Origin of the sequence: Pseudomonas sp. GOM6 (assembly GCF_029537485.1) — a bacterium.
Classification (GTDB): domain Bacteria; phylum Pseudomonadota; class Gammaproteobacteria; order Pseudomonadales; family Pseudomonadaceae; genus Aquipseudomonas.
The window spans coordinates 54,102-77,369 of the sequence record NZ_JARPUS010000007.1; the positions used below are offsets into that span (position 1 = coordinate 54,102).

Annotated in this window: 25 protein-coding genes and 1 pseudogene; 8 read left to right on the forward strand and 18 right to left on the reverse strand. The window is 65.4% G+C overall.

Going from position 1 to position 23,268, the window contains the following annotated elements:
- Positions 1–7 precede the first annotated feature (7 nt).
- Positions 8–2,155 (reverse strand): ATP-dependent DNA helicase DinG, encoded by a 2,148-nt coding sequence (gene dinG, locus P7A97_RS10120; RefSeq protein WP_277689815.1) that lies wholly within the window; start codon positions 2,153–2,155, stop codon positions 8–10.
- A 79-nt stretch (positions 2,156–2,234) separates the two neighbouring features.
- Here dinG and P7A97_RS10125 point away from each other — a divergent pair, with 79 nt between their 5' ends.
- On the forward strand, positions 2,235–2,699 hold the full coding sequence (locus tag P7A97_RS10125) for a CopD family protein (RefSeq protein ID WP_277689816.1): 465 nt from the start codon (positions 2,235–2,237) through the stop codon (positions 2,697–2,699).
- Between the two features lie 66 nt (positions 2,700–2,765).
- Here the strand turns inward: P7A97_RS10125 and P7A97_RS10130 are convergent, their stop codons facing one another.
- Together P7A97_RS10130 and P7A97_RS10135 are read right to left on the reverse strand one after the other, a co-directional pair.
- On the reverse strand, positions 2,766–3,500 hold the full coding sequence (locus tag P7A97_RS10130) for an OmpA family protein (protein ID WP_277689817.1): 735 nt from the start codon (positions 3,498–3,500) through the stop codon (positions 2,766–2,768).
- A 126-nt stretch (positions 3,501–3,626) separates the two neighbouring features.
- Positions 3,627–3,980, reverse strand: a pseudogene (locus tag P7A97_RS10135) (OmpA family protein); the annotation flags it as partial.
- A gap of 430 nt (positions 3,981–4,410) precedes the next feature.
- Between P7A97_RS10135 and P7A97_RS10140 the strand changes: the two are divergent.
- A complete protein-coding gene (locus P7A97_RS10140; protein ID WP_277689818.1) occupies positions 4,411–4,908 on the forward strand; it encodes a DUF6231 family protein in 498 nt (165 codons plus the stop codon).
- 4 nt (positions 4,909–4,912) lie between these two features.
- Positions 4,913–5,383: a YchJ family protein gene (locus P7A97_RS10145; protein WP_277689819.1), complete on the forward strand. Its 471-nt coding sequence runs from the start codon at positions 4,913–4,915 to the stop codon at positions 5,381–5,383.
- Between the two features lie 131 nt (positions 5,384–5,514).
- Here the strand turns inward: P7A97_RS10145 and P7A97_RS10150 are convergent, their stop codons facing one another.
- Positions 5,515–6,081, reverse strand: coding sequence for a hypothetical protein (locus tag P7A97_RS10150; protein ID WP_277689820.1), 567 nt, complete (start codon positions 6,079–6,081; stop codon positions 5,515–5,517).
- 110 nt (positions 6,082–6,191) lie between these two features.
- Here P7A97_RS10150 and P7A97_RS10155 point away from each other — a divergent pair, with 110 nt between their 5' ends.
- From P7A97_RS10155 to P7A97_RS10175, 5 genes are all read left to right on the forward strand, one after another.
- Entirely contained in the window at positions 6,192–6,692 is a 501-nt protein-coding gene (locus P7A97_RS10155; protein ID WP_277689821.1) for an LEA type 2 family protein, read from the forward strand.
- A 5-nt stretch (positions 6,693–6,697) separates the two neighbouring features.
- On the forward strand, positions 6,698–6,895 hold the full coding sequence (locus tag P7A97_RS10160; protein ID WP_021701673.1) for an SEC-C metal-binding domain-containing protein: 198 nt from the start codon (positions 6,698–6,700) through the stop codon (positions 6,893–6,895).
- Between the two features lie 110 nt (positions 6,896–7,005).
- A complete protein-coding gene (locus P7A97_RS10165; protein WP_277689822.1) occupies positions 7,006–9,531 on the forward strand; it encodes a penicillin acylase family protein in 2,526 nt (841 codons plus the stop codon).
- Between the two features lie 423 nt (positions 9,532–9,954).
- Entirely contained in the window at positions 9,955–10,434 is a 480-nt protein-coding gene (locus tag P7A97_RS10170; RefSeq protein ID WP_277689823.1) for a hypothetical protein, read from the forward strand.
- Positions 10,435–10,587: 153 nt separating this feature from the next.
- Positions 10,588–11,910, forward strand: a complete 1,323-nt coding sequence (locus tag P7A97_RS10175) for an outer membrane protein transport protein (protein ID WP_277689824.1) — start codon at positions 10,588–10,590, stop codon at positions 11,908–11,910.
- 58 nt (positions 11,911–11,968) lie between these two features.
- Here P7A97_RS10175 and P7A97_RS10180 read toward each other — a convergent pair whose 3' ends face one another.
- From P7A97_RS10180 to P7A97_RS10245, 14 genes are all read right to left on the reverse strand, one after another.
- Entirely contained in the window at positions 11,969–12,535 is a 567-nt protein-coding gene (locus P7A97_RS10180) for a redoxin domain-containing protein (protein ID WP_277689825.1), read from the reverse strand.
- Between the two features lie 62 nt (positions 12,536–12,597).
- A complete protein-coding gene (locus tag P7A97_RS10185) occupies positions 12,598–12,720 on the reverse strand; it encodes a hypothetical protein (protein ID WP_277689826.1) in 123 nt (40 codons plus the stop codon).
- On the reverse strand, positions 12,717–13,940 hold the full coding sequence (locus tag P7A97_RS10190) for an MFS transporter (protein ID WP_277689827.1): 1,224 nt from the start codon (positions 13,938–13,940) through the stop codon (positions 12,717–12,719). Before P7A97_RS10190 ends, P7A97_RS10185 begins: the two co-directional genes overlap by 4 nt.
- Positions 13,941–13,967: 27 nt before the next feature.
- Positions 13,968–14,381, reverse strand: coding sequence for a MarR family winged helix-turn-helix transcriptional regulator (locus P7A97_RS10195; protein ID WP_277689828.1), 414 nt, complete (start codon positions 14,379–14,381; stop codon positions 13,968–13,970).
- A 95-nt stretch (positions 14,382–14,476) separates the two neighbouring features.
- A complete protein-coding gene (locus P7A97_RS10200; protein ID WP_277689829.1) occupies positions 14,477–15,211 on the reverse strand; it encodes an adenosylcobinamide-GDP ribazoletransferase in 735 nt (244 codons plus the stop codon).
- Entirely contained in the window at positions 15,211–15,783 is a 573-nt protein-coding gene (cobC, locus tag P7A97_RS10205; protein WP_277689830.1) for an alpha-ribazole phosphatase family protein, read from the reverse strand. The genes P7A97_RS10200 and cobC overlap by 1 nt, the downstream gene beginning before the upstream one ends.
- A complete protein-coding gene (gene cobT, locus P7A97_RS10210) occupies positions 15,780–16,835 on the reverse strand; it encodes a nicotinate-nucleotide--dimethylbenzimidazole phosphoribosyltransferase (RefSeq protein ID WP_277689831.1) in 1,056 nt (351 codons plus the stop codon). Before cobT ends, cobC begins: the two co-directional genes overlap by 4 nt.
- Positions 16,832–17,353, reverse strand: coding sequence for a bifunctional adenosylcobinamide kinase/adenosylcobinamide-phosphate guanylyltransferase (gene cobU / locus P7A97_RS10215; protein WP_277689832.1), 522 nt, complete (start codon positions 17,351–17,353; stop codon positions 16,832–16,834). The genes cobT and cobU overlap by 4 nt, the downstream gene beginning before the upstream one ends.
- Before the next feature lie 70 nt (positions 17,354–17,423).
- Positions 17,424–18,863: a cobyric acid synthase gene (locus P7A97_RS10220; RefSeq protein WP_277689999.1), complete on the reverse strand. Its 1,440-nt coding sequence runs from the start codon at positions 18,861–18,863 to the stop codon at positions 17,424–17,426.
- 11 nt (positions 18,864–18,874) lie between these two features.
- Positions 18,875–19,858, reverse strand: a complete 984-nt coding sequence (gene cobD, locus P7A97_RS10225; protein ID WP_277689833.1) for a threonine-phosphate decarboxylase CobD — start codon at positions 19,856–19,858, stop codon at positions 18,875–18,877.
- Positions 19,851–20,756 carry an adenosylcobinamide-phosphate synthase CbiB gene (gene cbiB / locus P7A97_RS10230; protein ID WP_277689834.1) on the reverse strand — a complete coding sequence of 302 codons (906 nt, stop codon included), beginning with the start codon at positions 20,754–20,756 and terminating at the stop codon, positions 19,851–19,853. The genes cobD and cbiB overlap by 8 nt, the downstream gene beginning before the upstream one ends.
- Positions 20,753–21,400 carry a 5,6-dimethylbenzimidazole synthase gene (bluB, locus tag P7A97_RS10235; RefSeq protein WP_277689835.1) on the reverse strand — a complete coding sequence of 216 codons (648 nt, stop codon included), beginning with the start codon at positions 21,398–21,400 and terminating at the stop codon, positions 20,753–20,755. Before bluB ends, cbiB begins: the two co-directional genes overlap by 4 nt.
- Positions 21,397–22,689 (reverse strand): cobyrinate a,c-diamide synthase, encoded by a 1,293-nt coding sequence (locus tag P7A97_RS10240; protein ID WP_277689836.1) that lies wholly within the window; start codon positions 22,687–22,689, stop codon positions 21,397–21,399. The genes bluB and P7A97_RS10240 overlap by 4 nt, the downstream gene beginning before the upstream one ends.
- Positions 22,689–23,258, reverse strand: a complete 570-nt coding sequence (locus P7A97_RS10245; protein WP_277689837.1) for a hypothetical protein — start codon at positions 23,256–23,258, stop codon at positions 22,689–22,691. Before P7A97_RS10245 ends, P7A97_RS10240 begins: the two co-directional genes overlap by 1 nt.
- Positions 23,259–23,268 lie beyond the last annotated feature (10 nt).

A 23,268-nucleotide genomic window follows, 5' to 3' on the forward strand; every position in this document is an offset into this window, starting at 1 on the left:
CCCCGCTTCAGGCAATCTCGCGGCGAAACGGAGGCAGTGCGTTGAGGATGGCCTTGCCGTAGCGCTGAGTCACCACTCGCCGATCCAACAGGGTGATGGTGCCGCGATCCGCCTCGGTACGCAGCAGGCGACCGCAGGCCTGGATCAGACGCAGCGAGGCATCGGGCACGGCAATCTCCATGAACGGATTGCCGCCGCGCGCTTCGATCCACTCGGCCAGGGCCGCCTCCACCGGGTCGTCCGGCACGGCGAAGGGAATCTTCGCGATCACCACATGCTCGCAGTAGGCGCCGGGCAGGTCGACACCCTCGGCGAAACTGGCCAGGCCAAACAGCACACTCTCTTCACCGTCGTCGACCCGCGCCTTGTGCTTGTTCAGGGTTTCCTGTTTGGACAGGTTGCCCTGGATCAGCACACGCTTGCGCCAGTCACGGTCGAGGCCGTCGAACACATCCTGCATCTGCTTGCGCGAGGAGAACAGCACCAGGGTGCCGCGTGCGCCCTTCACCAGCTCCGGCAAGTCGCGAATGATAGCCGCGGTGTGGGCGGCGGCGTCACGCGGGTCGGCCTTGAGGTCCGGCACCCGCAGTAGGCCGGCGTCGGCATGGTGGAACGGGCTGGGCACTACGGCGGTCACGGCCGCCTTGGGCAAGCCGGAGCGCATGCGGAAGCGGTCGAAGGTGCCCAGCGCGGTCAGGGTGGCCGAGGTCACCAGAGCGCCGTAAGCGACATTCCACAGATTGCGGCGCAGGGTCTCGGCGGCCAGGATCGGGCTGGCGTTGACCTCGATATCGAACGCCGCACCGCTTTCGGCCAGGGTCAGCCAGCGTGCCATGGGCGGGCTGTCTTCCGGGTCCTCGATGGTGAAGGCGGTCCACAGTTCCCAGTTGCCCTGGGCGCGGGCCAGCAGGCTGCCGAACAGTGGGTACCACTCTTCGGCCTGGTGGCTGGCCAGGCCGAGGCTGGTGCCCTCGTCGTCCATGGCCTGCTTGAGCAGTTCGGTGAGACGGGTAAACACGTCGGTGAGCTTGGCGAAGCCCTTCTTCAGCTCGATGCCCAGATCGCGCAGATGCTCGGGCACCAGGCCGCCCTCGAAGCGATGACGCGGGCGCTCGCGGCCTTCCATGTCCTCGCCGGCACGGAAATCAGCCAGCTGCTCGCAGGCGCTGAACATGAACTGCTGCTGGGTACGCAACTCGCGCGCCTGCTCGGGCACCTGTTCGATCAGGCGACCGAGGTCACCCGGCAGCGGATGCTGGGCCAGCAACTTGGTCAGGTTCTTCTCTACCTGACCGAGCCAATCGGCGGTGCTGCGCAAACGAGTGAAATGAGCGAAGTGGCCGATGGCCTTGTCTGGCAGGTGATGGCCCTCGTCGAACACATAAAGCGTCTCGCGCGGGTCGGGCAGCACGGCGCCACCGCCCAGGGCCAGGTCGGCCAACACCATGTCGTGGTTGGTGACGATCACGTCGACCTTGGTCATACCCTCGCGCGCTTTATAGAAGGCGCACTGCTGGAAGTTCGGGCAGTGGCGGTTGGTGCACTGGCTGTGGTCGGTGGTCAGGGTGCCCCAGACCTGATCTTCCAGCTCCTCGGGCCAGCTGTCGCGGTCGCCGTCCCAGCGGTTGCCGGCGAGCTTCTCGATCATCTTGCTGTAGAGCTTCTGGCTCTGCTCGTCGACGTCGATGCGGAAGCCTTCCTCCTCGAACATCTGCGCGGTGGCACTCTGCGCCTGGCCTTCCTGCAGCAGCATGTCCAGTTTGGACAGGCACAGGTAGCGGCCCCGGCCTTTGGCCAGGGCGAAGCTGAACTGCAGGCCGGCGTTGCGCATCAGGTCAGGCAGGTCCTTGTGCACGATCTGCTCCTGCAACGCCACGGTCGCGGTGGCGATCACCAGGCGCTTGCCGGCGGCCTTGGCGGAAGGGATGGCAGCCAGGCTGTAGGCGACCGTCTTGCCGGTACCAGTACCCGCCTCCACCGCCACCACCGCCGGTTCGCCGTCACGCTGGCCTTCGTCATTGGTCTTGATCGCGCCAAGCACCTTCGCCACTTCGGCGATCATCAGGCGCTGGCCATAGCGGGCCTTGAGCCCCTTGGCTTCGAGGAAACGGCTGTAGGCGCCCTGGATCTGGGACTTGAGTTCGGAGCTGAGCATGGGCGCGAAAGGCTGGATAAATTTTCAGTAGTTTACCGATAGGTTATGCTCGCGCGCCATCGTTAACCGGAGCCTGCCGATGACCGTATTCGCTGCCCTTTACTCCCTACACACCCTGGCCGCCCTGATCTGGGTTGGCGGCATGTTCTTCGCCTGGATGATTCTGCGCCCGGCCGCGGTGGCCAAACTGCAGGCTCCGGAACGCCTGGCCCTGTGGCAGGAAGTGTTCCGCCGCTTCTTTCTGTGGGTGTGGATCGCCGTACTGGTCCTGCCGATTTCCGGCATGGGCATGCTGCATCTACGCTTCGCCGGCTTCGAAGCCGCACCGCGTTATGTACAGATCATGATGGGGCTGTACCTGGTGATGCTGGCGCTGTTCCTGCGGATCCAGTTGCTGCAATACCCTCAACTCAAGCGTGCAGTTGAGTCTCAGCAATGGCCGCAAGGTGGCGAAATATTGGGGCACATTCGCCGCCTGGTAGGCAGCAACCTGTTGGTGGGACTGGCACTGGTTGCCATTGCGGCAGCCCGACCGGGCTTCTGATCAAAAGCTCCTGCGCTACCGTGCAAGGGCAGCGCAGGAGTTACTTGCACTAACAAACGTGGCGACTCATGGCTGCGCCTCGACCGCCGCCTCCACTCGGCGATTGACGGCTCGACCCTCGTCGGTTTCATTGTCGGCAACCGGCCTGGACTCGCCATAACCCACCGACGACACCCGATCACCCTCCACGCCATACTGGTTGACCAGTACGTCACGCACCGCATTGGCACGGCGCTCGGAGAGCCCTTGGTTGTAGGCATCGGAGCCTACGGAGTCGGTATGGCCTTCGACCACGGTCGAGGTCTGCGGGTACTGCTTCATGAAGTCAGCCAGGCTCTGGATATCAGCCATGCTGTCTTCCTTGACCACAGACTTGTCGAAGTCGAATTTGACATCCAACTCGACACGTACCGCGTCAGTCGCTTCGACAATCGGCTCCATGGGCGCCGCGGTATCCGGATATTCCGGCAGCGGACAGCCGTTATGACGCACTTCAGTGTCGGGAGGCGTTTCGGGGCAACGATCACGACGGTCATGCACACCATCGCCATCCTCGTCACCATCCTGGGCATAGCAAACCAGAGTGCCAATAATGGCACCAGCCACTGCACCTCCAGCTGCCCAGGTAGAACTTTCGATTGCACCAAGACCACCGCCGGCTAAGCCGCCCAGCACGGTGCAAATAGGCCAGTTCCCTTGGTTGAGTGGCGCGTCTCCCGTACTGGAAGTCGTGGTACAACCAGAAAGAACACTGCTGACCAAGAGAAGGGGTACTGCAGCCCTTGAGAGTCTTGTTCTCATGGCGGGGATCTCCTGTGTCACCGGTTGACTACCGGTAACACAGGAGTAAAGACCCGTCCCCCAAAGTGTACAAGCCAACGCCCGGTTGACGACCTATCGACAGTCGTCATTCCGGGCCTCGGTTACTTAGGGGCGAGCTTCTACTTCGGCCTCAACGCGACGGTTGATGGCACGACCTTCAGCAGTGGCGTTGTCAGCCACCGGACGGCTTTCGCCATAACCCACCGAGCTCACACGATCGGCACCTACGCCATACTGATCGACCAGTACGTCGCGCACGGCGTTGGCACGGCGCTCGGACAGGCCCTGGTTGTAGGCATCGGTACCGACGGAGTCAGTGTGACCTTCAACCACGGTAGTGGTTTGCGGGTACTGGCTCATGAAGTCGGCCAGGGACTTGATGTCGCCTTGGCTTTCTTCCTTGACCACGGCCTTGTCGAAGTCGAACTTGACGTCCAGCTCGACACGTACCGGCTCGGCAGGCTCAGGAACAACTTCTTCAACCACCACTTCCTCGACAACAACCTGCTCCTCGGCGCCATGCACCCAGCAATAGGCTGCGGCCAGGCCAGCACCCAACAGGGCACCACCACCCGCCCATTCGGAACTTTCAATAGCGCCCAGCGCTGCGCCTGTCACACCGCCAACGGCGGCGCAGGTTGGCCAATCGGTTTTCTGAATACCGGCACAACCGGTCAACAGGCCGCTTGCCAGGATCAGAGGTACTGCTTTCCTTGTGATACTCATTTCTTAGGTCTCCTGAGGGAAATCGGCATGGAACCGACAGCAAAGAAGTAAAGATTGCTTCCTTACTATCCGCTAGTTATAGGCAGTTTCCGGGCCTACTTCCACAGCTAGGCCAAATTTTCTCGACGCGATAGGCTTGCTGTTCGCTTTAGGGAACCCGTCGATGAGTCAGAACCTATCCCCCCGCACCCCCCAACAGTCAATTGCAGCGTTGCTCGATCACCACATGCCGCAGCGCGTGCTACTGGTAGGCGCCAGCCAATTGCCTGCCCTGGAGGCATTTCACCAGGCTCACCCAGGGTCCGTACTGGCCCATGCCGATGCCGGCGCATTGCCGGCTGAACTGGCAGCCCAGCGCTACGACCTGGCACTGATCGTGGACTGCCTGGAGCACCTGCCCAAACGCACCGCATTGGAACTGCTGGGTGGTATTCGCAACCTCAATGCCAGCAGGCTGGCCGTGCTGGTCGACCTGGACGCCTGCGACTGGGAAGAAACCGATTTCTTCGCCCTGGCCCTGCAAGACAGCGAGCGCTTCAAGCGGGACGAGCAGGTGCTGCACCTGTTCACCTACGACCTGCATGATTACAAACAGGTACCTGACTGGCTGAATGCCAAGTTCTGGGCCAACCCGGAAAACTTTGGCAAATACTGGTGGTAACTCCATGAACCAGACGTGCCACTGCGGTAGCGGCGACCCGCTGGAAGCCTGTTGCGACAAATATCACCAGGGCACTCCCGCTCCCAGCGCAGAGGCCCTGATGCGCTCACGCTACAGCGCCTATGTGCTGGGCCTGATCGACTACCTGCGCGACACCACCCTGCCCGCCCAGCAGAGCGGTCTGGATCTGGCCGGCATTCGCGCCTGGAGCCTGGGCAGTACCTGGCTCGGGCTCGAGGTGGAAAGCAGCGAGGTGATTGGCGCACAACCAGAGCACGCCTTCGTCACGTTCACCGCCAGCTGGCACGACGGCACCAGCCAACACAGTCATCGCGAACGCTCAGCCTTCGTGCAGCGCAACGGGCGCTGGTATTTCATTGATCCAACCGTCGCCCTCAAGGTGGGCCGCAATGACGCCTGCCCCTGCGGCAGCGGGCAGAAATTCAAGAAGTGCTGCAGCGCTTATATGAGCTAAAAGAAAAGTCTTCGGGAGTCGAAAACAACAGAGAGAAGTGCATGCGCCAGCAACGACAGATGGCCGCGGTGCACACCGGCATAGACCAGACCACGCCATAGCACGAGGCCCGCATCAGCGGGCCTCGGTGTTTATTCCTGCAGCTTGAGGTGCGAAGTATCCGGTGGAGGCGCTGGCGGAGCATTCTTGGCCTGGCCCATATCACTGCCGACCGGAGCCAGACTGAATTGCGACATATCGACCTGCGGCGCCTGCGCTGGTGGCTTGGCATCCTGCAAATCGGCACCGACCGGGGCAATGCCGAAATCCGGTGCTTCGACTTCACTAAAAGCCGCCATGTATTCATCGCGGGGGATCACCCGGGTACTGCCACTCGTCGAAGCAGGAGCAGGGGCGGGGACGGGGACGGGGACGGGAGCTGGTGCAGGCTCCGGCACGGCAGGTGGCGGCGCCATATCCACCTCCTCCACCTGCAGGGCCTGTACCAGGGCTATTGCACCGGCGCGCTCCATGGTCGAGCGATACTTCTCGGCACCCGCCGCATCCAGCCCGCTTTTGATCACGATGCGCCGTCCGGAGAACAGCAAGGCAATGCGCTGCTCGTCAGCCTGAAACAGCCGCGCCAGGTTCGCCTTCACCTGCTCTACGGCAGCTCCGGGCACCACCTGCCCGGAGAAGGCAATCTCGTAAAGACTCATGGTCACACTCCCGTCCAATTCGGGCCTCAGTATGGCGCAGTTTTTCCCCGCACTGCAGCTAGCCAGCCAGTACACGCTTGTTACACTGCGGCAACCATTGGAGTTTCTCGATGCTTATACGGGCGCCACATACAACAACTATCGCCCTGACATTGCTGATGCTACTGGCCACCAGCCTAAGTGGTTGTGCCAGTTGGTTTGCCAGCGATTTTCAGGACCCTCACGTCCATCTGGTCAAGGTCGACGTGATTAAAGCGCGCCTGCACGAGCAACGCTTCAGCCTGCGCTTTCGCATCGACAACCCCAACGACACGGCGCTAGCTATTCGCGGCCTGATCTACGACATTCAGCTCAACGGTGTACCGCTAGCAAACGGCAAGTCCAGCCACTCCATCGAAGTACCTGCCCACGGCCGCAGCGACTACGAGGTGGCGGTGCGCACCAATCTCTGGCGTCACCTCAAAAAACTGGTCAAGTCCCTGGAAAACCCCGAACAAGCCATTCGCTACCAGCTGCGCGGCGAGGTCAAGGCCGGTAGCTGGCTGTTTGGCCGCAACGTGCATCTACAGCGCAATGGCGAGATAATCCCCGGCGATTACATCCCGGAGTGAGCGTCATGACTCAGCAACCCCACGTCCACGGCCCCGATTGCAACCACGACCACGATCATCATCACGATGACGGTCATGTGCACGGCCCGCACTGCAACCATCATCACCAGGAGCCGGTGCGCAATCCGCTGAAGGAAGTCGGCCGCAACGACCCCTGCCCCTGCGGCAGCCAGAAGAAGTTCAAGAAGTGCCACGGCGCCTGATCTGAACTGATGGTCGACAGGGCTTACCGCCCTGTCGCGCCCCTACTCTGCTTCACGTTCGCCCTCTACAATTCGCACCCATCATCCGTCTCCCGCGCCAGGAGCCAGTCATGGGTTCGCGCTTCCTTCGTCTTACCGTCCTCGCCACCCTGGGTAGCAGCCTGCTGCTCGGTGGCTGCCAGTCATTTCTCAACAGTCGTTATGCCGACAGCGTGCACCCAGACCAGGGCATCGTCCGCGTCCAGGGTCTGGCGCAGAGCGTGGTGGTACGGCGCAACGCGCTGGGCATGCCGCTGATCGAGACCACCACCTTCCATGATGCCCTGTTCACCCTGGGCTACGTGCATGCTGCCGACCGCCTGAGCCAGATGGTCGGCATGCGCCTGTTGGCCGAGGGCCGCCTGGCGGAGATGAACGGCCCAGGCGTGCTGGAAATCGACCGCTTCATGCGCACGGTCAACCTGCGTGCCCAGTCCGAGGTGCTATACAAAAATGCCTCACCGCGGATCAAGAAGTTCTTCGAGGTCTACGCCCGCGGCGTCAACGCCTACCTGTTCCGCTACCGGGACAAGTTGCCGATGGACCTGGCCGAGAGCGGCTACCGCCCGGCCTACTGGAAGCCGGAAGACTCGGTACTGCTGTTCAGCCTGCTCAACTTCGGTCTGTCAGTGAACCTGCAGGAAGAAATCGCCGCCCTCACCCTGGCAGGCAAGGTCGGCGCAGACAAGCTGGCCTGGCTGCTGCCCACCTACCCCGACGAGCCGCTGCCCTTCGAGGAAGCCGAAAAACTGCGCGGCCTGAGCCTGGCCGGCAAGATTCCGGGACTGGCCGCAGTGAATGACGCCGCCGGCCAGGTCGCGGCACTGAACATGCTCGGCGTTGCCGCTTCCAACAACTGGGCCATCGCCCCGCAGAACAGCCGCAGCGGCAAGAGCCTGCTGGCCAACGATACCCACCTGCCGCTGTCGATGCCCTCGGTGTGGAATTTCGTGCAGATCCGCTCGCCGAAATTCCAGGCCGCCGGCGTCTCCATCGCCGGGGTGCCGGCGGTGGTCGCCGGCTTCAACGGCAAGCTCGCCTGGGGCATGACCATGGTCATGGGCGACAACCAGGACCTGTACCTGGAAAAGGTCAAACAGGAAGGTGGCCGCCTCTATTACCTGGCAGACGGCAAATGGCAGCCGGCGCGCGAGCGCCAGGAGACTTTCTTTATCCGTGGCCAGCGGCCAATCCGTGAGACTGTCTGGGAAACCCGCCACGGCCCACTGCTCAACTCCGCCCTGGGCGAGCGCAAGATGCCGCTGCAGCCGCTGCCCTTCGCCAGCGGCTACGGCCTGGCCCTGCGCAGCATCCAGAGCGAGGCAGACCGCTCGATCGATGCCTTCTTCGACCTGTCCCGCGCGCAGTCGGTGGAGCAGGCCTTCGAAGCCACCCGCGACGTGCGCGCTATGGCCCTGAACATCGTGTTCGCCGACGCCCAGCACATCGGCTGGCAGGTCACTGGCCGCTACCCCAACCGCAAACAGGGCACGGGGCTGGTGCCCTCGCCCGGCTGGGACGGTGCCTATGACTGGGACGGCTACGCTGACCCCATGCTGCACCCTTATGATCAGGACCCGATGCAGGGCTGGCTGGGCACCGCCAACCACCGCACCGTGCCGCGTGGCTACGGCATGCAGCTGTCCAATTCCTGGTTCTACCCGGAGCGCGCCGAGCGCATCGCGCAACTGGCGGGGACCGGCAGACATGACCAGAAAAGCATGATCGCCATGCAGTACGACCAGACCACGCCTTTCGCCGGCAAGCTGCAGGCAATGCTCGACGCCCCAGGCATGGCCGCGCCACTGAAAAAAGCCATCGCCGCCCTGCCGGCCACCGAGCGCAGCAAGGCCGACGAAGCTTACAAGCGTCTGATGGCCTTCGACGGTCGCATGGCTGCCACCTCGGCCGATGCCGCGCTGTACAGCGCCTTCCTGCAGGAAAGCGCACGGCAGACTTTCCTCGACGAACTGGGCTCGGAAACCTCGCCGGCCTGGCAAGCCCTGGTGGACACCGCCAACAACAGCTACTCGGCCCAGGCCGACCACCTGCTCGGCCGCGACGACAGTCCGTTCTGGGACGATGTGAAGACCGCGCAGAAGGAAGACAAGCCGGCGATCATGGCGCGCAGCCTGGCCGCTGCCGTCACCTACCTGGAAGGCAAACTCGGCACCAACCGCAGCGCCTGGCAGTGGGGGGCGCTGCACCAGTACAGCTGGACCAGCAACGCGACCAAGATGGCGCCCTACCTGAGCGCCAGCCAGCGCAGCGCGATCGGCTCGATCAAGGGCTACCTGGACCGCGGCCCCTTCCCGGCCGGCGGCGACCACGGCACCCTCAACGTGGCGGCATACGAGTGGGGCAACAACTTTGACGTGTGGCTGATCCCCGCCATGCGCATCATCGTCGACTTCGGGCTGCCCGAGCCGATGATCGGCGTCAACAGCTCCGGCCAGTCCGGCAACCCGGCCAGCCCCCACTACGCCGACGGCATCGACGCCTGGCTCAAAGGCGGCTACATGAGTTTCCCCTTCCAGAGCGGTAACCTCGACAAGGTCTACGGCAGTAAGCGGCTCATGTTGATGCCAGGGCGCTGAGCCAACCCGCGAGATTGATCGCAGCAGCGCATCGCCGCTGCGATCAACTGCCAAGTGCCCGCGCCGTATCCCGACGGTCAGCCCGGCAACTGGAGGCAGCGCAAAGCCGGCTCCTGTGTGCAGCAAACGTCGGCAACAACACCAAAGCCGGCCCAGTGGCCTTCACCCACCTGAAGGTCGAACCCATCAAGTCCCTCATACCCAACAGGCGGCCAGCCCTTATGCAAAAGACGGCTCACTAATCACCAGCCGGTATATAAGCCTCAACCAAAAGCCTTAAACAGTTTAAAAACAGCCCTTTACAACCGATTTGTAGCACTACACTTCAAATCGAGCGGCTAACCCCGCTCCCGGTGGGGCCTTTATTAGAATCAAGAACAGCTGCCAGGCACTGGCCCCACCGGCACCCTAAGCGAGGGGATCATGGGAATTGCCGCCAGCGAACTACGCCAACATGTCATCCGCCCTACCCTGCTCTATCTAGGGCGCCACTCAGCCAGCGCCGAAGCCCTTCTGCTTGGCAGTGCCGCGAGCCAGTCCGCGCTCGGTCATGCCCTCAGTGACCCGCACGGACACGGCCTCTACCACATCAGCGAAACACGCCATCACCGGCTCTGGGACCAACACCTGGCGCACGACCCGGATCTGGCCAGCTTGGTACGTGGTCTAGCCAGTCAGCACGCCTTTCTCGCCGCCCCCCACTTGGAGCTGGCCGTCAACCTGCGTTACGCCACCGCCATCGCCTGGCTACTGATCGAAACCGAGCAGGCTCCACTGCCAGCCGCCGATGATCTGCACGGCATGGCCCGGGTCTGGCGCCAGGTCTTCCGCCCGCATGGCCGCTTGCGCGACTTCATTCAGGCCTGGCAGCACTGCGTTGCCGAACAGTACCGCGCCGCCTGAACGACCACTGACTAATCGGTCAACAAAAAGACCAGCAGCACATCCCCAATACGATTACGAATCTTCACGAAAAAGGCATTCCAGAGCGGTTGGCAAGCCCTGGCAAAACCTATAGTTTGCCGCCCCTTGTTCCAGCCGTTCGTGAGCACCCTAATGAAAAACCTCTGGTTGAAGACCTCTCTCGCCCTGACCGTCAGTGCGATCTCCACTCACAGCCTGGGCAACGGAATTGCCATCAACGAACAAAGCGTTAGCGGCATGGGTACCTCCTTCGCCGGCCGCGCCTCCGCCGCCCAGGACGCCACCGTGCTGTTCGGCAACCCAGCGGGCATCAGCAAGCTGGATCGTCCACAAGTGGTTGGCGGCTTCGCAGTCATCAAGGCCGATATCGATATCGATGACGCCAGCGCCGGTACCAGTGACGGCGACATGGTGCCCACCTCTGCAGTGCCCTTTGCCTACTACACCAGTCCGATCAATGAGCAATGGAGCTGGGGTATCGGCATGTACGTGCCCTATGCCCTGGTCAGCGATTACGAGAAGAGCTTCGGCGGCCGCTACAAGGGCCTTTACAGCAAGGTGGAAATAGTTACTCTGCAACCGACCCTGAGCTACAAGATCAATGATCGCGTCTCCGTCGGTTTCGGCCCGACCATTAACAAGATCAAAGGCAAGCTGACCAGCAACCTAAATGATGGCGCCCTGGCCGCAGTGGGTGGCTCTGGCGACTCAAAAGTCAACATCAAGGGCGACGATACTGCCGTTGGCTTCAATCTCGGCGTGATGGTCGACGTCACCGACAGCCTAACCTGGGGACTGACCTACCACTCCAAGGTCGACTACACCCTAGAAGGACGCACCAAAGTCAGCAGTTTCAACGGCACGGTACTCGGCGCCCTGAACGGCGAGTACGACGCCAGCCTGGACTTCACCACGCCTGAGACCGTCGACACTTCCATCAGCTACAAGCTGGGCGACAAGTGGACTGTCTATGTGGGTTCGACCTGGACGCGCTGGAGCCGCTTGGAAGCCATCGTCGTCGAGAACGAGAATTCGCCAAACTTGACCATTCCAGGCATCGGCACCCTGCCGGCACCGCTGGGTACTGTTAGCGAAGAGCTGAAGTGGCACGACACTTGGTCCTACGCCATCGGCACCTCGTACCAGTTGACTCCGGAAGTGGTACTGCGCACAGGCTTGGCCTTTGACCCGTCGCCGGCCGAGAATGCCCACCGTACAGTGCGCATTCCAGTGGGTAACCGCAAAGTGTTCTCTCTGGGTGCGGGCTGGTCGCCAAGTGACGACCTGACTATTGATGTAGCCTATTCCTACCTACGCGAGAGCAAAACCTCGGTCAATCAGCCAGACCGCACCCTATCTGCGGGCCCAGTGAGCGCCAACATTGCACCCGGCTACAGCGCCGAGTACCGCAACAGCGCCCACGGCCTGGGTGTGCAGGCCACCTATCGCTTCTAAGCGCGTTTCACGGCCACAAAAAAGCCGGGCAGTAGCCCGGCTTTTTCTTGCCTGGAAACTACTGAGCCGCCTCCGTCTGCGGCTGAGCGATGGCCTGTTCCACCGCGGCGATCAGATCCTCGTCGTCCGGCTTGGTCAGGCTGGAAAAGCTGGCGATCACCTTGCCGTCACGCCCCACCACGTACTTGTAAAAGTTCCAGCGTGGCGCGCTGCTCTGTTCGGCCAGCTCGCGGAACAGCGGCACCGCATCCGCACCGCTGACCGGCTGCGGCTCGCTCATGGCAAAGGTCACGCCGTAGTTGATGAAGCACACCTTGGCGGTTTCCTCGGTGGTATCGGCCTCCTGGCGGAAGTCATCGGAAGGCACGCCCAATACTTCCAAGCCCTGATCCTTGTAGCGCTGGTAGAGCGCTTCGAGCCCTTTGAACTGCGGCGTGAAACCACAGTGGCTGGCGGTATTGACCACCACCAGCGGCTTGCCGGCGAAGCGCTGGCACAGATCAATCTGCTCCTTGCTGCGCAACTGCTGCAGTGGCGCCTGATCCTTCAGCAAGGGCGGACACTCGGCCGCCCACAGCGGCATGGCAGACAGAGATAGAGCAAGCGCGGCGAATCGCGTCATCATCGGGACAACCTCAAAGGCAGCAAGGCCTCCACGCTACTCGTCCAGGCGCTCTCGGGCAATCCTCAGCACAGGCTCATACCCATCTGCAGCAAGGCCAGGCCGCCTTGGCGCCATCCCCACCAGGCCAGCACCAGCAGGGCAGCGAGCAGAAGCAGGCCACCGCCGGCAAGGGCCTTGCGACTCACACCAGCTCCCCAGCGCGCAGGCGCGCTACCGGCTGCTCACGCACCGGCCAGTTGAGCGCCGCGGCCAGCAGGCCGAAGAGGATCGCCAGCTGCCAGACCATGTCGTAACTGCCGGTGTGATCGTACAGATAGCCGCCCAGCCAGCCACCGAGGAAAGAGCCGAGCTGGTGGAACAGGAACACGATGCCGCCGAGCATGGACAGGTTGCGTACGCCGAACAGGGTGGCCACCGTGCCATTGGTCAACGGCACCGTGGACAGCCAGAGAAAGCCCATGGCCATACCGAAGGCATAGGCGCTCCACTCGGTCAGCGGCGAGTAGACGAAGGCGACGATCACCAGCGTGCGCAGCAGGTACAGGCCGCTGAGCAAACGCGGCTTGGACATACGCCCACCGAGCCAACCTGCCACGTAGGTGCCGAAGATATTGAACAGCCCCACCAGCGCCAGCACCGTGGTGCCGACCGAGGCCGGCAGATGCTGATCGACCAGATACGAGGGCAGGTGCACGCCGATGAATACCACCTGGAAACCACAGACGAAAAAGCCCAGGGCAAGCAACCAGAACCCCGAGTGACTGCAGGCCTCGCGCAATGCCTCGCCGAGGCTCTGTTCGGTGCCGGCCACAGCCGGTAGCGGCTGGTCGCGGATCATCAGCGCCAGCGGCGCGATCAAGGCCACCAGCAGCCCCAGCGCCAACAGCGCCGACGACCAGCCCAGCCAGCCGATCAACCCCAGACTGCCCGGCAGCATGGCGAACTGGCCGAAAGAGCCGGCCGCCGCGGCAACGCCCATGCCCAGGCTGCGTTTCTCCGGTGGTAGGGCACGCCCCACCACGCCAAGCAGCACGGAGAACGAAGTGCCGGACAGGCCGATACCGATCAGCAGGCCGGCACTGAGCGACAGCGACCAGGCCGAGTCCGAGCTGGCCATCAGTCCCAGGCCGACGGCATACAGCAGCCCGCCCACTACGATTACTCGCCGCGCGCCGAAACGGTCGGCGATGGCGCCGGTCACCGGCTGGGCCAGCCCCCAGATCAGGTTCTGCAGAGCGATGGCGAAGGCAAAGGTCTCGCGGCCCCAGCCGTACTCACTGCTCATCGGTGCCAGGAACAGGCCGAAGCCGTGGCGAATGCCCAGGGACAGGGCCAACACCAGCGATGCGCCGAGGAGCACCCAGCCCGCCGTGCGCCAGGATGCGCCGTGCGTGGAATCATTCATCTGCGTCGTCTCCGCGGGCCGCGCCCGTCAATCGATGGTTTCCAGATCATCGAGCAGCATCATCAGCTCCGCCCGCTTGTCCGCGCCCAGGCGCTTCGCCAGTGCCTGTTGAGCCTGCTCCCACAGCGGTGCGCCATGCTCCAGCACCCGCAGGCCAGCCTCACTCAGCGCCACTTGCCGGCTACGCTGGTCGCTGCCCTCGCCCAGCGCCACCAACCCCATGCCCTGCACCACCTTGAGGTTGCGCCCCAGGGTGCTGCGGTCCAGGCCCATGGCCTCGGCCAGGCAGGTGATGCTCGGCTGCCCGAGGCGCTGCAGGTTGCGCAGCAGGGAAAATTGCGCGGCATTCAGCCCGACCAGCGCCAGGGCGTCGTCGTAGAGGCGGGTCACACCACGGCTGGCGCGGCGCAATTTGGTACAGAGGCAATGGGTCGGCAACATGAATACAGGTATATACCCGCATCGACCGAACAGACAGATACAGTTAGCGGGCAAGCCGACAGCACAGATGGCAAACCCGTGTTTGAACCGCGAACTTAGAACAGTGCCAGGACCAGCAGCACTGCACACTCGACCAGCTCCAGCAGTGCACCGGCCGTATCCCCCGTGGTGCCTCCCAGGCGGGCGAGAAAGGCACGCCGCAGCAGCCAGAACACCAGGGCCGCCGCCAGCAGCGCAAGCACTGCACTCCAGCTCAGCAGCAGCATGGCCAGCCCGTGCGTCGCCAACACCCAGGGCAGGCGCTCGCGGGGCAGATGTTCGCTCAGCGCCGCCCCCAGACCGCCGGCACGCACATAGGGCGTGGTCATCAGCAACAGTGGCAGCACTGACCGCCCCAGCCAGGGAGCCAGCAACAAGCCGGCCCAGGCGCCCTGCTCCAGCAGCACCACCAGCGCGGCGAACTTGAGCAGCAACACCAGCACCAGCAGCACCACGGCAATCGGCCCGCTGCGCGGGTCCTTCATGATCGCCAGGGTGCGCTCACGGTCGCCATAGCCGCCCACCCAGGCATCCGCCGTGTCGGCCAGACCATCGAGATGCAGGCCACCGGAGAGTCCGACCCAGACCGCCAGCAGAATCGCCGCCTGCAGCAAGGGCAGTGTCATGCCGAGCACGACATGCAACCCCAGTAGCAGTGCGCCAATCAGCACCCCGACCGCCGGATACCAGAGCAGCGAGCGGCCGACCTGCTCGGGCGCAGGCATGCCCGGCAGGCTCACTGGCAGGCGGGTAAGGAACTGCAGGGCAATGAGCGCCGGCAGCGGCAACATCAGGCTTCGCTCAGGGCCAGATTGGCGCCGACCTGCAGGCCATGCAGCGCGCCGTACCCGACCTCCACCTGCAGCAGCTGGCTCTCCGGCAGGCCACGGGCGCGCGCCAGCAGCAGGCGCATCACCCCGCCATGGGTCACCAGCAGCACGCGCTGGCCCGCCAGCTCAACCTGCAGACGCTCGACAGCGCCGAGTACGCGGTTGGCGAAGTCACGCACCGGCTCGGCTTCGGGCGGTGTGAAACCATAGGGATCGTTCCAGAACTGGCCCAGGGCCTCGGGATCTTCCAGAAGGATTTCCGCCGAGTTGCGCCCTTCCCAGGCGCCGAAATGCAGCTCGCGCAGGTCCGCGTCGATGCGCAGCGGCAGGCTATTGCCTTCGGCATATTGCGCGGCGAAGACGGCGCAGCGCTGCAGCGGCGAGCTGATCACCAGGTCCCAGCCAGCCTGGCCGGCCAACGCATCGTGCATTTGTTGGTAGCCCTGCTCGCTCAGGGCATCGTCGCTGCTGCCGCGAAAACCGGGGCCAGCCACGGTGGTGCCGTGACGCAGCATATCCAGGAAAAGAGTCATGAACGGTCCTCGACCAGTGCTTCGGAAAAGGTTGCCATGCTGCCGTGCAGCGCACAGGCCAGCTTGATCAGCGGCAGTGCCAGGGCCGCGCCACTGCCCTCGCCCAGGCGCAGGCCAAGGTCGAGCAACGGCTCGGCACCCAGCTCGGCAAGCACGGCGGCATGGCCCGGCTCGGCGCCGGCATGGGCGAACAGCAGCCAGGGTTGCACACCGGGGTTCAGGCGTAGCGCGCAGAGCGCCGCGGCCGAGCAGATAAAGCCATCGACCACGGCCGCAATGCCGAGCTGGGCGCAGGTCAGGTAGGCACCGGTCAGGGCCGCCAGCTCGAAGCCACCAACCCGGCGCAAGGCTTCGAACGGCTCACCCAGCTGCGCGCCGTGCAGCGCCAGGGCGCGCTCGATCACGGCCTGCTTGTGACGGACGCCGGCGCTATCCAGCCCGGTGCCGGGGCCGGTCAGCTGCACCGGCGTCAGATCACTCAGGGCGCAAGCCAACGCCGTGGCGGCGCTGGTATTGCCGATGCCCATCTCGCCGGCGAGGAACAGGTCGCAGCCGGCGGCCTGGGCCTCCAGCACGCTATCGCGACCGGCCTGCAGCGCGGCCCTGCATTGCTCGGCAGTCATCGCCGCGTCGACGGCGAAGTTGGCGGTGCCGGAGCCCAGGCGCAGGTGGCGCACACCGGGCAGCTCCAGCTCGGGATCGATGGTGCCCAGATCGATCAGGCGCAGCGGCATGCCCTGCTCGCGCGCCAGCACGCTGACGGCCGCACCACCGCTGACAAAGTTGGCCAGCATCTGCGCGGTGACTGCCTGCGGGTAGGCAGACACACCCTCGGCCACCACCCCGTGGTCGCCGGCGAACAGGGCCAGCTGCGGGTTGCTGATCACCGGCTTCTCCCGCCCCTGCAACGCGGCCAGGCGCACGGCCAGCGTCTCCAGCGCACCGAGGGCGCCGGTCGGTTTGGTCAGCTGCGCCTGGCGCGCCAGGGCGGCGGCCTCAGCTATGGCATCAGGCTGGCGGCAAGGTTCTTGCCACCAGATTGCAGCGGTCATAACGGCTCTCCTTTGAGCAACATGGGCAGGCCGGCCACGCAGAACTGCACGCGCTCGGCGCGCTCGGCCACCGCCTGGTGCAGCCAGCCGGCCTCATCGACATAGCGGCGGGTCAGCTCGCCCAGCGGTACCACGCCCAGGCCGGTCTCGTTGCTGACCAGGACGATGCGACCCGGCAGCTCGCCCAGGCTCTCCAGAAAGGCATCGCGCTGCATGGCCAGGCGAGTGTCGTCGTCCAGCATCAGCAGATTGGTCAGCCACAGGGTCAGGCAGTCGACCAGCAGGCAGCGCTCGGGCGCGGCGTGCTCGCGCAGCACCCGGCCCAGCTCGATGGGCTCCTCGACCAGTGCCCACTCGGCCGGACGCCGTTCGCGGTGATGGGCGATGCGAGCGCTCATTTCGCCATCCAGCGCCTGGCTGGTGGCGATATAGGTGACGGCCAGGCCGCTTTGAATGGCCAGCTTCTCGGCCAGGCGGCTCTTGCCGGAGCGTGCGCCACCGAGGATCAGATCAAGCATGAAGAGCCCTCTCGGAAAACAGCGGGGGCGGGTTCTGCCAGCATCGCGGCTGAAGCCGCTCCCACAACAGCTACAGCCCGCATAGCTCGCGGAGCTTGCGGGTGTCCAGATGCGCCTCGACCAGATCGGCCAGGCGCTCGATATCGCGTTCGCGGCGGGCATGGTAATCCACCTGCCGCGCCTCGCGCAGGCCGGCCCAGCGCAGCAACGCAGCACAGGCCGCCGGTTGTTCGAATACGCCATGCAGGTAGGTGGCCATGACCTGGCAGTCGGCGCTGATGGCGCCATCACAGCGACCATCGTCCAGTTGCACCGCGGGCGAAGCGAGCGCCGGGCCATGGCTGACCCCGGCATGAATCTCGTAGCCGCTGACCGCCAGCCCCTCCAGCGTCAGTTGCCCACGCACATTGCGCAGCTGCTTCTCCGGCTCCAGCACCGTGGTGTAGTCGAGCAGGCCGAGACCAGTGCTGCTGCCAGCCTCGCCTTCCAGGCCATGGGGATCATCGATGCGCATGCCGAGCATCTGCAGGCCGCCGCAGATACCGAGAACCTTGCCGCCGTAGCGCAGGTGGCGGGCGATGGCGGCGTCCCAACCCTGCTCGCGCAGGCGCGCCAGGTCGGCACGCACGCTCTTCGAGCCGGGCAGGATGATCAGGTCGGCCGGCGGGATGGCCTGACCGGGGCCGATGAACTGCAGATCCACCTGCGGGTGCAGGCGCAGCGGGTCGAAGTCGGTGTGGTTGCTGATCCGCGGCAGCACCGGCACGGCCACGCGCAGGACTTCCTGTTCCTTGTCCGGCTGCAGCACCTGCACCGCATCCTCAGCTTCCAGATGGAAGTCCATAAGGTACGGCAGCACGCCGAGCACCGGCTTGCCGGTGCGTTGCTCCAGCCAGTCCAGCCCGGGCTGCAGCAGGGCGATGTCACCGCGAAAGCGGTTGATGACGAAGCCCTTGATCCGCGCCTGCTCACTCGGCGCAAGCAGTTCCAGGGTGCCGACCAGGTGGGCGAACACGCCGCCCTTGTCGATATCGGCGATCAGTATCACCGGACAATCCACCGCCTCGGCAAAGCCCATATTGGCGATATCGCCTTCGCGCAGATTGATCTCGGCCGGCGAGCCGGCGCCCTCCACCATCACCACCGGGTACTGTGCGGCCAGGCGCGCATGGGATTCGAGCACCGCCTCGCGAGCGACCCGTTTGTAGTCGTGGTAGGCCACGGCATGCATGTTGCCGATGGCGCGACCGTGGATGATCACCTGGGCGCCGGTGTCGGAATTGGGCTTGAGCAACACCGGGTTCATATCGGTGTGTGCTTGCAGCCCTGCGGCCTGGGCCTGCACCGCCTGAGCACGGCCTATTTCGCCGCCATCGGCGGTCACCGCGCTGTTCAGCGCCATGTTCTGCGGCTTGAACGGCACCACGCTGACGCCCTGGCGCTTGAGCCAGCGGCACAGGGCGGTCACCAGGGTGCTCTTTCCGGCATCGGAGGTGGTGCCCTGGACCATGAGTGTCGCAGTCACGAACGGTACTCCTTGAGTGCCTGCTCCAGCCGGGCCCAACCCGCCTCGTCGCCCGGCAGACCGAAACGCAGTCCTGGCGGCGCAGTGATCAGCCGCACCAGAATGCCGCGCCGGGCGAGGAACGCGTGCAGCTCGGGCGGCCGCTCGTGCAGCACCAACTGGAACAGCGAGGTGCCGCCCGCCGGAGGCAGGCCGAACTGGCTGAGCAGCACCGCCAGGCGCAGCCCGTCGGCCTGCAGGCGCTGGCGCTGATACGCCTGTTGCGCACCATCCAGCAACGCAGCACGCGCCACCTCGCGGGTCGGCCCGGCCACAGCCCAGGGGCCAAGCTGTTCATCCAGCCGCGCCAGCAGTGCCGGCTCGGCCAGCACAAAGCCCAGGCGCATACCGGCCAGGCCGAAGAACTTGCCGAACGAGCGCAGCACGATCAGCCCCGGCAGCTGGCTATGGGCAGCCATGCTCAGCTCGGGCGTACAGTCGATAAAGGCTTCGTCCACCAGCAGCCAGCCACCGCGCGCGGCCAGCTGCGCCTGCCAGCTCAGCAAGAGTTCCGGCTCGATCCGCCGCCCAGCAGGGTTGCCGGGGTTGACCACGACCAGCACGTCCAGGCGCTCCAGCGCACGATGCACGGAGCCTTCGCTGATCTCCTGCAGGCGATGGCCCTCGCGGCGCCAGGCCTGGGCATGTTCGGCATAGGCCGGTGCGACGATGCCGACCCGCGACTCGCCACGCAGCCGCGGCAGCACCTGGATGGCCGCCTGCGAGCCGGCGACCGGCAGCAGCGCCTGCACGCCGTAGTAGTCGCGCGCGGCGGCTTCCAGGCCATCGTCCAGTTCCGGCAGGCGATTCCAGGCGCCCGCCGAAATCGTCGGCAGCGGCCAGGGATAGGGCGCGATGCCGGTGGACAGGTCCAGCCACTGGTTCAGTTCGATGCCGAATTGCTGCGCCGCCAGGCGCAAACGACCGCCATGCTCAAGCAAGCCAGGCTCCTCCCACGCTCAATACCAGCAGCCACAGGCCCACGCCGGCATACACCAGATTCAGTGCCCGGTCGATATCCCGCGCCTGCGCCTCGGTACCCTCGCCCAGCTGCGGGCGCTGTTCCTCGATGCCGTGGTAGACCGCCGCGCCCCCCAGGCGCACTCCCAGCGCGCCGGCACCGGCAGCCATCACCGGGCCGGCGTTGGGGCTGTCCCACAGCGGCGCCTGAACGCGCCAGCAACGCAGCGCGCGGGCAGTCTGGCCGAGCAGCGCATAGGTCAGTGCCACCAGGCGTGCCGGCACGTAATTGAGCACATCGTCGATCTTCGCCGCCACCCAGCCGAAGCGTTCGAAACGCTCGTTGCGATAGCCCCACATGGCGTCCAGGGTATTGCTCAGGCGATACAGCACCACGCCCGGCGCACCGAGCAGGCAGAACCAGAACAGCGCGGCGAAGACGGCATCGGAACCGTTCTCCAGCACCGACTCGGTGCCGGCGCGGGCCACGGCGGTGGCGTCCAGCTCGCGGGTGCGGCGGCTGACCAGGTAGCCGACGCGCTGGCGCGCCTCGTCCAGCTGTCCCAGGCGCAGGGCCTGGGCCACCGGCAGCGCGTGCTGGGCCAGGCTTTTAAGACCCACGGCGAAATACAGGGCAAGGACCTCGACCAGCCAGCCCAGGCTGGAAAGACTCAGCAGCCAGACCAGCGCCACCGCCGGCAGCACGGCCAGGCACCAGCCGGTGACACCGTGGCTGCGCCAGCCACGCCCGCCGGCATTGAGACGCTGCTCGATACGCTGGGCCAGGTTGCCGAAACCCACCAGCGGGTGCCAGCGTCGTAGCTCGCCGAGCCAGGCATCCAGGCCCAGCCCGGCCAGTACCGCCAGTACCAGGCTCATCGCTGTCCCCAGCTGTCGGTGAACAGCAGCTCCGCCAGCGGTCGCTCCTCGGCCCAGCCCTCCTCCACCAGCATCGGCCGCTCATAGAACTCATGCACCGGCCCCAGGCACAGCACCGCCACCGGCTGGCTGCCGGCCGGCATGCCGAGCAGCTCGCCCAGGGCCTCGGGCTCGAACAGCGACACCCAGCCCATGCCCAGACCCTCGGCACGCGCCGCCAGCCAGAGGTTCTGGATGGCGCAGCTGAGCGAGGCCAGGTCCATCTGCGGCAAGGTCCGGCGGCCGAACACATGGGCCTCGCGGCCGTCCATCAGCGCCGCCACCAGCAGTTCGGCGCAATCGCGGATGCCCTCGACCTTGAGCCGCATGAATTCGTCGCTGCGCTCGCCCAGGGCCTCGGCGGTGCGTACACGCTCGGCCTCGGCCAGGCCATGAATGGCCTCGCGCAGCGGCGGTCGGGTAATGCGAATAAAGCGCCAGGGCTGCATCAGGCCGACGCTGGGCGCCTGGTGCGCCGCCGCCAGCAGGCGCTGCAGCAGCTCCGGCGCCACCTTGCCACCGGCGAAGTGGCGCATGTCGCGGCGCTCGGCAATGGCGCGGTAGATGGCGGCGCGCTCCTCGGGGCGGTAGGCGTGATCGGTCATGGCAGCAATAGCTCGGCCGCCGCCCGCGGGTTGGACGGCAGGTAGAAGTGGATGTAGGACGCGGTGAGGCGCCCTATCTGGTAGACCGCTTCGGCTGTGCGTCGCTGATTGGGGCAGGCGCCCCTGGCGCTGGGCTGCAACCGGCAGTCCAGCGTCGAATGGTGGTAAGTATGCCCGCGCAGGCGGCCCTGCGGCAGCTCGACTTGCTGCAACGCCAGCGCGGCCAGGCGCGGCTGCATCCTCGCCGCGCCCGGTAGCAGCCCGACCAGTTCGGCACGTTCGCCCTGTTTGTCAGTCAGTGCCTGCAGCAGATAGAGCATGCCGCCGCACTCGGCGAGGATGGGTTTGCCCGCCCTGTGATGCTCACGAATCGCCGCCAGCATCGGCTGGTTACCGGCCAGCTGTTGCAGGTGCAGTTCCGGGTAGCCGCCGGGCAGGTACAGGCTATCCACCGCCGGCAGGGTAGCGTCCGTCAGCGGCGAGAAGCACACCAGTTCGGCGCCGAGCGCCTGCAGCAGGTCGAGGTTGGCCTGGTAGAGGAAGGCGAAACTGCTGTCGCGCGCCACGCCGATGCGCACACCGCGCAGCCAGGGTTCAAGCGGTGCGGCGGATGGCGCGGCAAAGTTCACCGGCGCCGGCAGCACGGCCCCGGCGCTGGCCAGCAGGGCGTCGGCGGCGGCATCCAGACGCGCATCCAGATCAGGCAGCTCCTCGGCCTGCACCAGGCCCAGGTGGCGGCTCGGCAGTTCCATCTCGCCGCTGCGCGGCAAGGCGCCATACCAGGACAGCGCCTCTGGCAGACAGGCACGCAGCAGCTCGGCATGCGTGGCGCTGCCGGTGCGATTGGCCAGCACGCCGGCAAAGGGCAGGTCCGGCTGGAAACTGGCCAGACCATGGGCCACGGCGGCGAAAGTCTGCGCCATGGCGCTGGCGTCGATCACGCCGAGTACCGGCACGCCGAAACGCCGCGCCAGGTCGGCTGCCGAGGGCTGGCCGTCGAACAGCCCCATCACGCCTTCGATCAGGATCAGGTCGGCCTCCCCCGCCGCCTGCCAGAGCAGACGCCGCGACTCGGCCTCGCCGACCATCCACAGGTCGAGCTGGTACACCGGCGCGCCGCTGGCGCGCTGCAGGATCATCGGGTCGAGAAAATCCGGGCCGCACTTGAACACCCGCACCCGCCGCCCGGCCCGCACATGCAGACGCGCCAGTGCGGCGGTGACGGTGGTCTTGCCCTGACCGGATGCCGGGGCGGCAATCAGCAGGGCCGGGCACGCGCGCACCGCCATCAGCCGACGACTCGTGGCTTCACGCCGCCAGCCGCGCGCCAGCCGACATACAGCAGGCTCGCCATGCCGACATACAGCGCCATGTTGCCGAGAAAGCGCGGGTAGTAATGGCCGATGCGCGGCAGGAAGCCGGCCAGGCTCGGCTCCGGGTAACGCCCGGAGACGAAGTAGAAACCGCCGCTGGACAGCAGGTGGCAGATGAAGGCGGCCACCAGCACGGTCACCGCCAATACCACCAGGCTGGCGGCCTGCTCGCGATGCCAGCCGGCATACAGCCGGCCGCCCAGCCATAACGCGGCGTAGGCCGGCACCAGCATCCAGTAGGCGGACGAGGTGCACCAGTCACTGACGCTGCCGCTGGCGACCATGCCGAAGTCCAGCAGCGTCGCCAGGGCGAACAGCGCCGGGAACACCCAGCGCGGGCGCAGCAGGACGCCGGCAAGGAAGAACACCGCCCAGCTGGCGCTGGGCAGGTTCAGCGTGGCGAAGTGCTGGCCGCGGGTCACAGCCATCAGCAGGGCCAGCAGCAGGCCAATCAGCAGCTGGTTGCGAGTGGAAAGTACCGGCATGACGGATCTC

Bases quoted from the DNA above. Each gene is read 5' to 3' on its own strand.
- dinG (WP_277689815.1), bottom strand. From the start codon at position 2,155: ATGCTCAGCTCCGAACTCAAGTCCCAGATCCAGGGCGCCTACAGCCGT.
- P7A97_RS10125 (WP_277689816.1), top strand. From the start codon at position 2,235: ATGACCGTATTCGCTGCCCTTTACTCCCTACACACCCTGGCCGCCCTG.
- P7A97_RS10130 (WP_277689817.1), bottom strand. From the start codon at position 3,500: ATGAGAACAAGACTCTCAAGGGCTGCAGTACCCCTTCTCTTGGTCAGC.
- P7A97_RS10140 (WP_277689818.1), top strand. From the start codon at position 4,411: ATGAGTCAGAACCTATCCCCCCGCACCCCCCAACAGTCAATTGCAGCG.
- P7A97_RS10145 (WP_277689819.1), top strand. From the start codon at position 4,913: ATGAACCAGACGTGCCACTGCGGTAGCGGCGACCCGCTGGAAGCCTGT.
- P7A97_RS10150 (WP_277689820.1), bottom strand. From the start codon at position 6,081: ATGAGTCTTTACGAGATTGCCTTCTCCGGGCAGGTGGTGCCCGGAGCT.
- P7A97_RS10155 (WP_277689821.1), top strand. From the start codon at position 6,192: ATGCTTATACGGGCGCCACATACAACAACTATCGCCCTGACATTGCTG.
- P7A97_RS10160 (WP_021701673.1), top strand. From the start codon at position 6,698: ATGACTCAGCAACCCCACGTCCACGGCCCCGATTGCAACCACGACCAC.
- P7A97_RS10165 (WP_277689822.1), top strand. From the start codon at position 7,006: ATGGGTTCGCGCTTCCTTCGTCTTACCGTCCTCGCCACCCTGGGTAGC.
- P7A97_RS10170 (WP_277689823.1), top strand. From the start codon at position 9,955: ATGGGAATTGCCGCCAGCGAACTACGCCAACATGTCATCCGCCCTACC.
- P7A97_RS10175 (WP_277689824.1), top strand. From the start codon at position 10,588: ATGAAAAACCTCTGGTTGAAGACCTCTCTCGCCCTGACCGTCAGTGCG.
- P7A97_RS10180 (WP_277689825.1), bottom strand. From the start codon at position 12,535: ATGATGACGCGATTCGCCGCGCTTGCTCTATCTCTGTCTGCCATGCCG.
- P7A97_RS10190 (WP_277689827.1), bottom strand. From the start codon at position 13,940: ATGAATGATTCCACGCACGGCGCATCCTGGCGCACGGCGGGCTGGGTG.
- P7A97_RS10195 (WP_277689828.1), bottom strand. From the start codon at position 14,381: ATGTTGCCGACCCATTGCCTCTGTACCAAATTGCGCCGCGCCAGCCGT.
- P7A97_RS10200 (WP_277689829.1), bottom strand. From the start codon at position 15,211: ATGTTGCCGCTGCCGGCGCTCATTGCCCTGCAGTTCCTTACCCGCCTG.
- cobC (WP_277689830.1), bottom strand. From the start codon at position 15,783: ATGACTCTTTTCCTGGATATGCTGCGTCACGGCACCACCGTGGCTGGC.
- cobT (WP_277689831.1), bottom strand. From the start codon at position 16,835: ATGACCGCTGCAATCTGGTGGCAAGAACCTTGCCGCCAGCCTGATGCC.
- cobU (WP_277689832.1), bottom strand. From the start codon at position 17,353: ATGCTTGATCTGATCCTCGGTGGCGCACGCTCCGGCAAGAGCCGCCTG.
- P7A97_RS10220 (WP_277689999.1), bottom strand. From the start codon at position 18,863: ATGGTCCAGGGCACCACCTCCGATGCCGGAAAGAGCACCCTGGTGACC.
- cbiB (WP_277689834.1), bottom strand. From the start codon at position 20,756: ATGAGCCTGGTACTGGCGGTACTGGCCGGGCTGGGCCTGGATGCCTGG.
- bluB (WP_277689835.1), bottom strand. From the start codon at position 21,400: ATGACCGATCACGCCTACCGCCCCGAGGAGCGCGCCGCCATCTACCGC.
- P7A97_RS10240 (WP_277689836.1), bottom strand. From the start codon at position 22,689: ATGGCGGTGCGCGCGTGCCCGGCCCTGCTGATTGCCGCCCCGGCATCC.
- P7A97_RS10245 (WP_277689837.1), bottom strand. From the start codon at position 23,258: ATGCCGGTACTTTCCACTCGCAACCAGCTGCTGATTGGCCTGCTGCTG.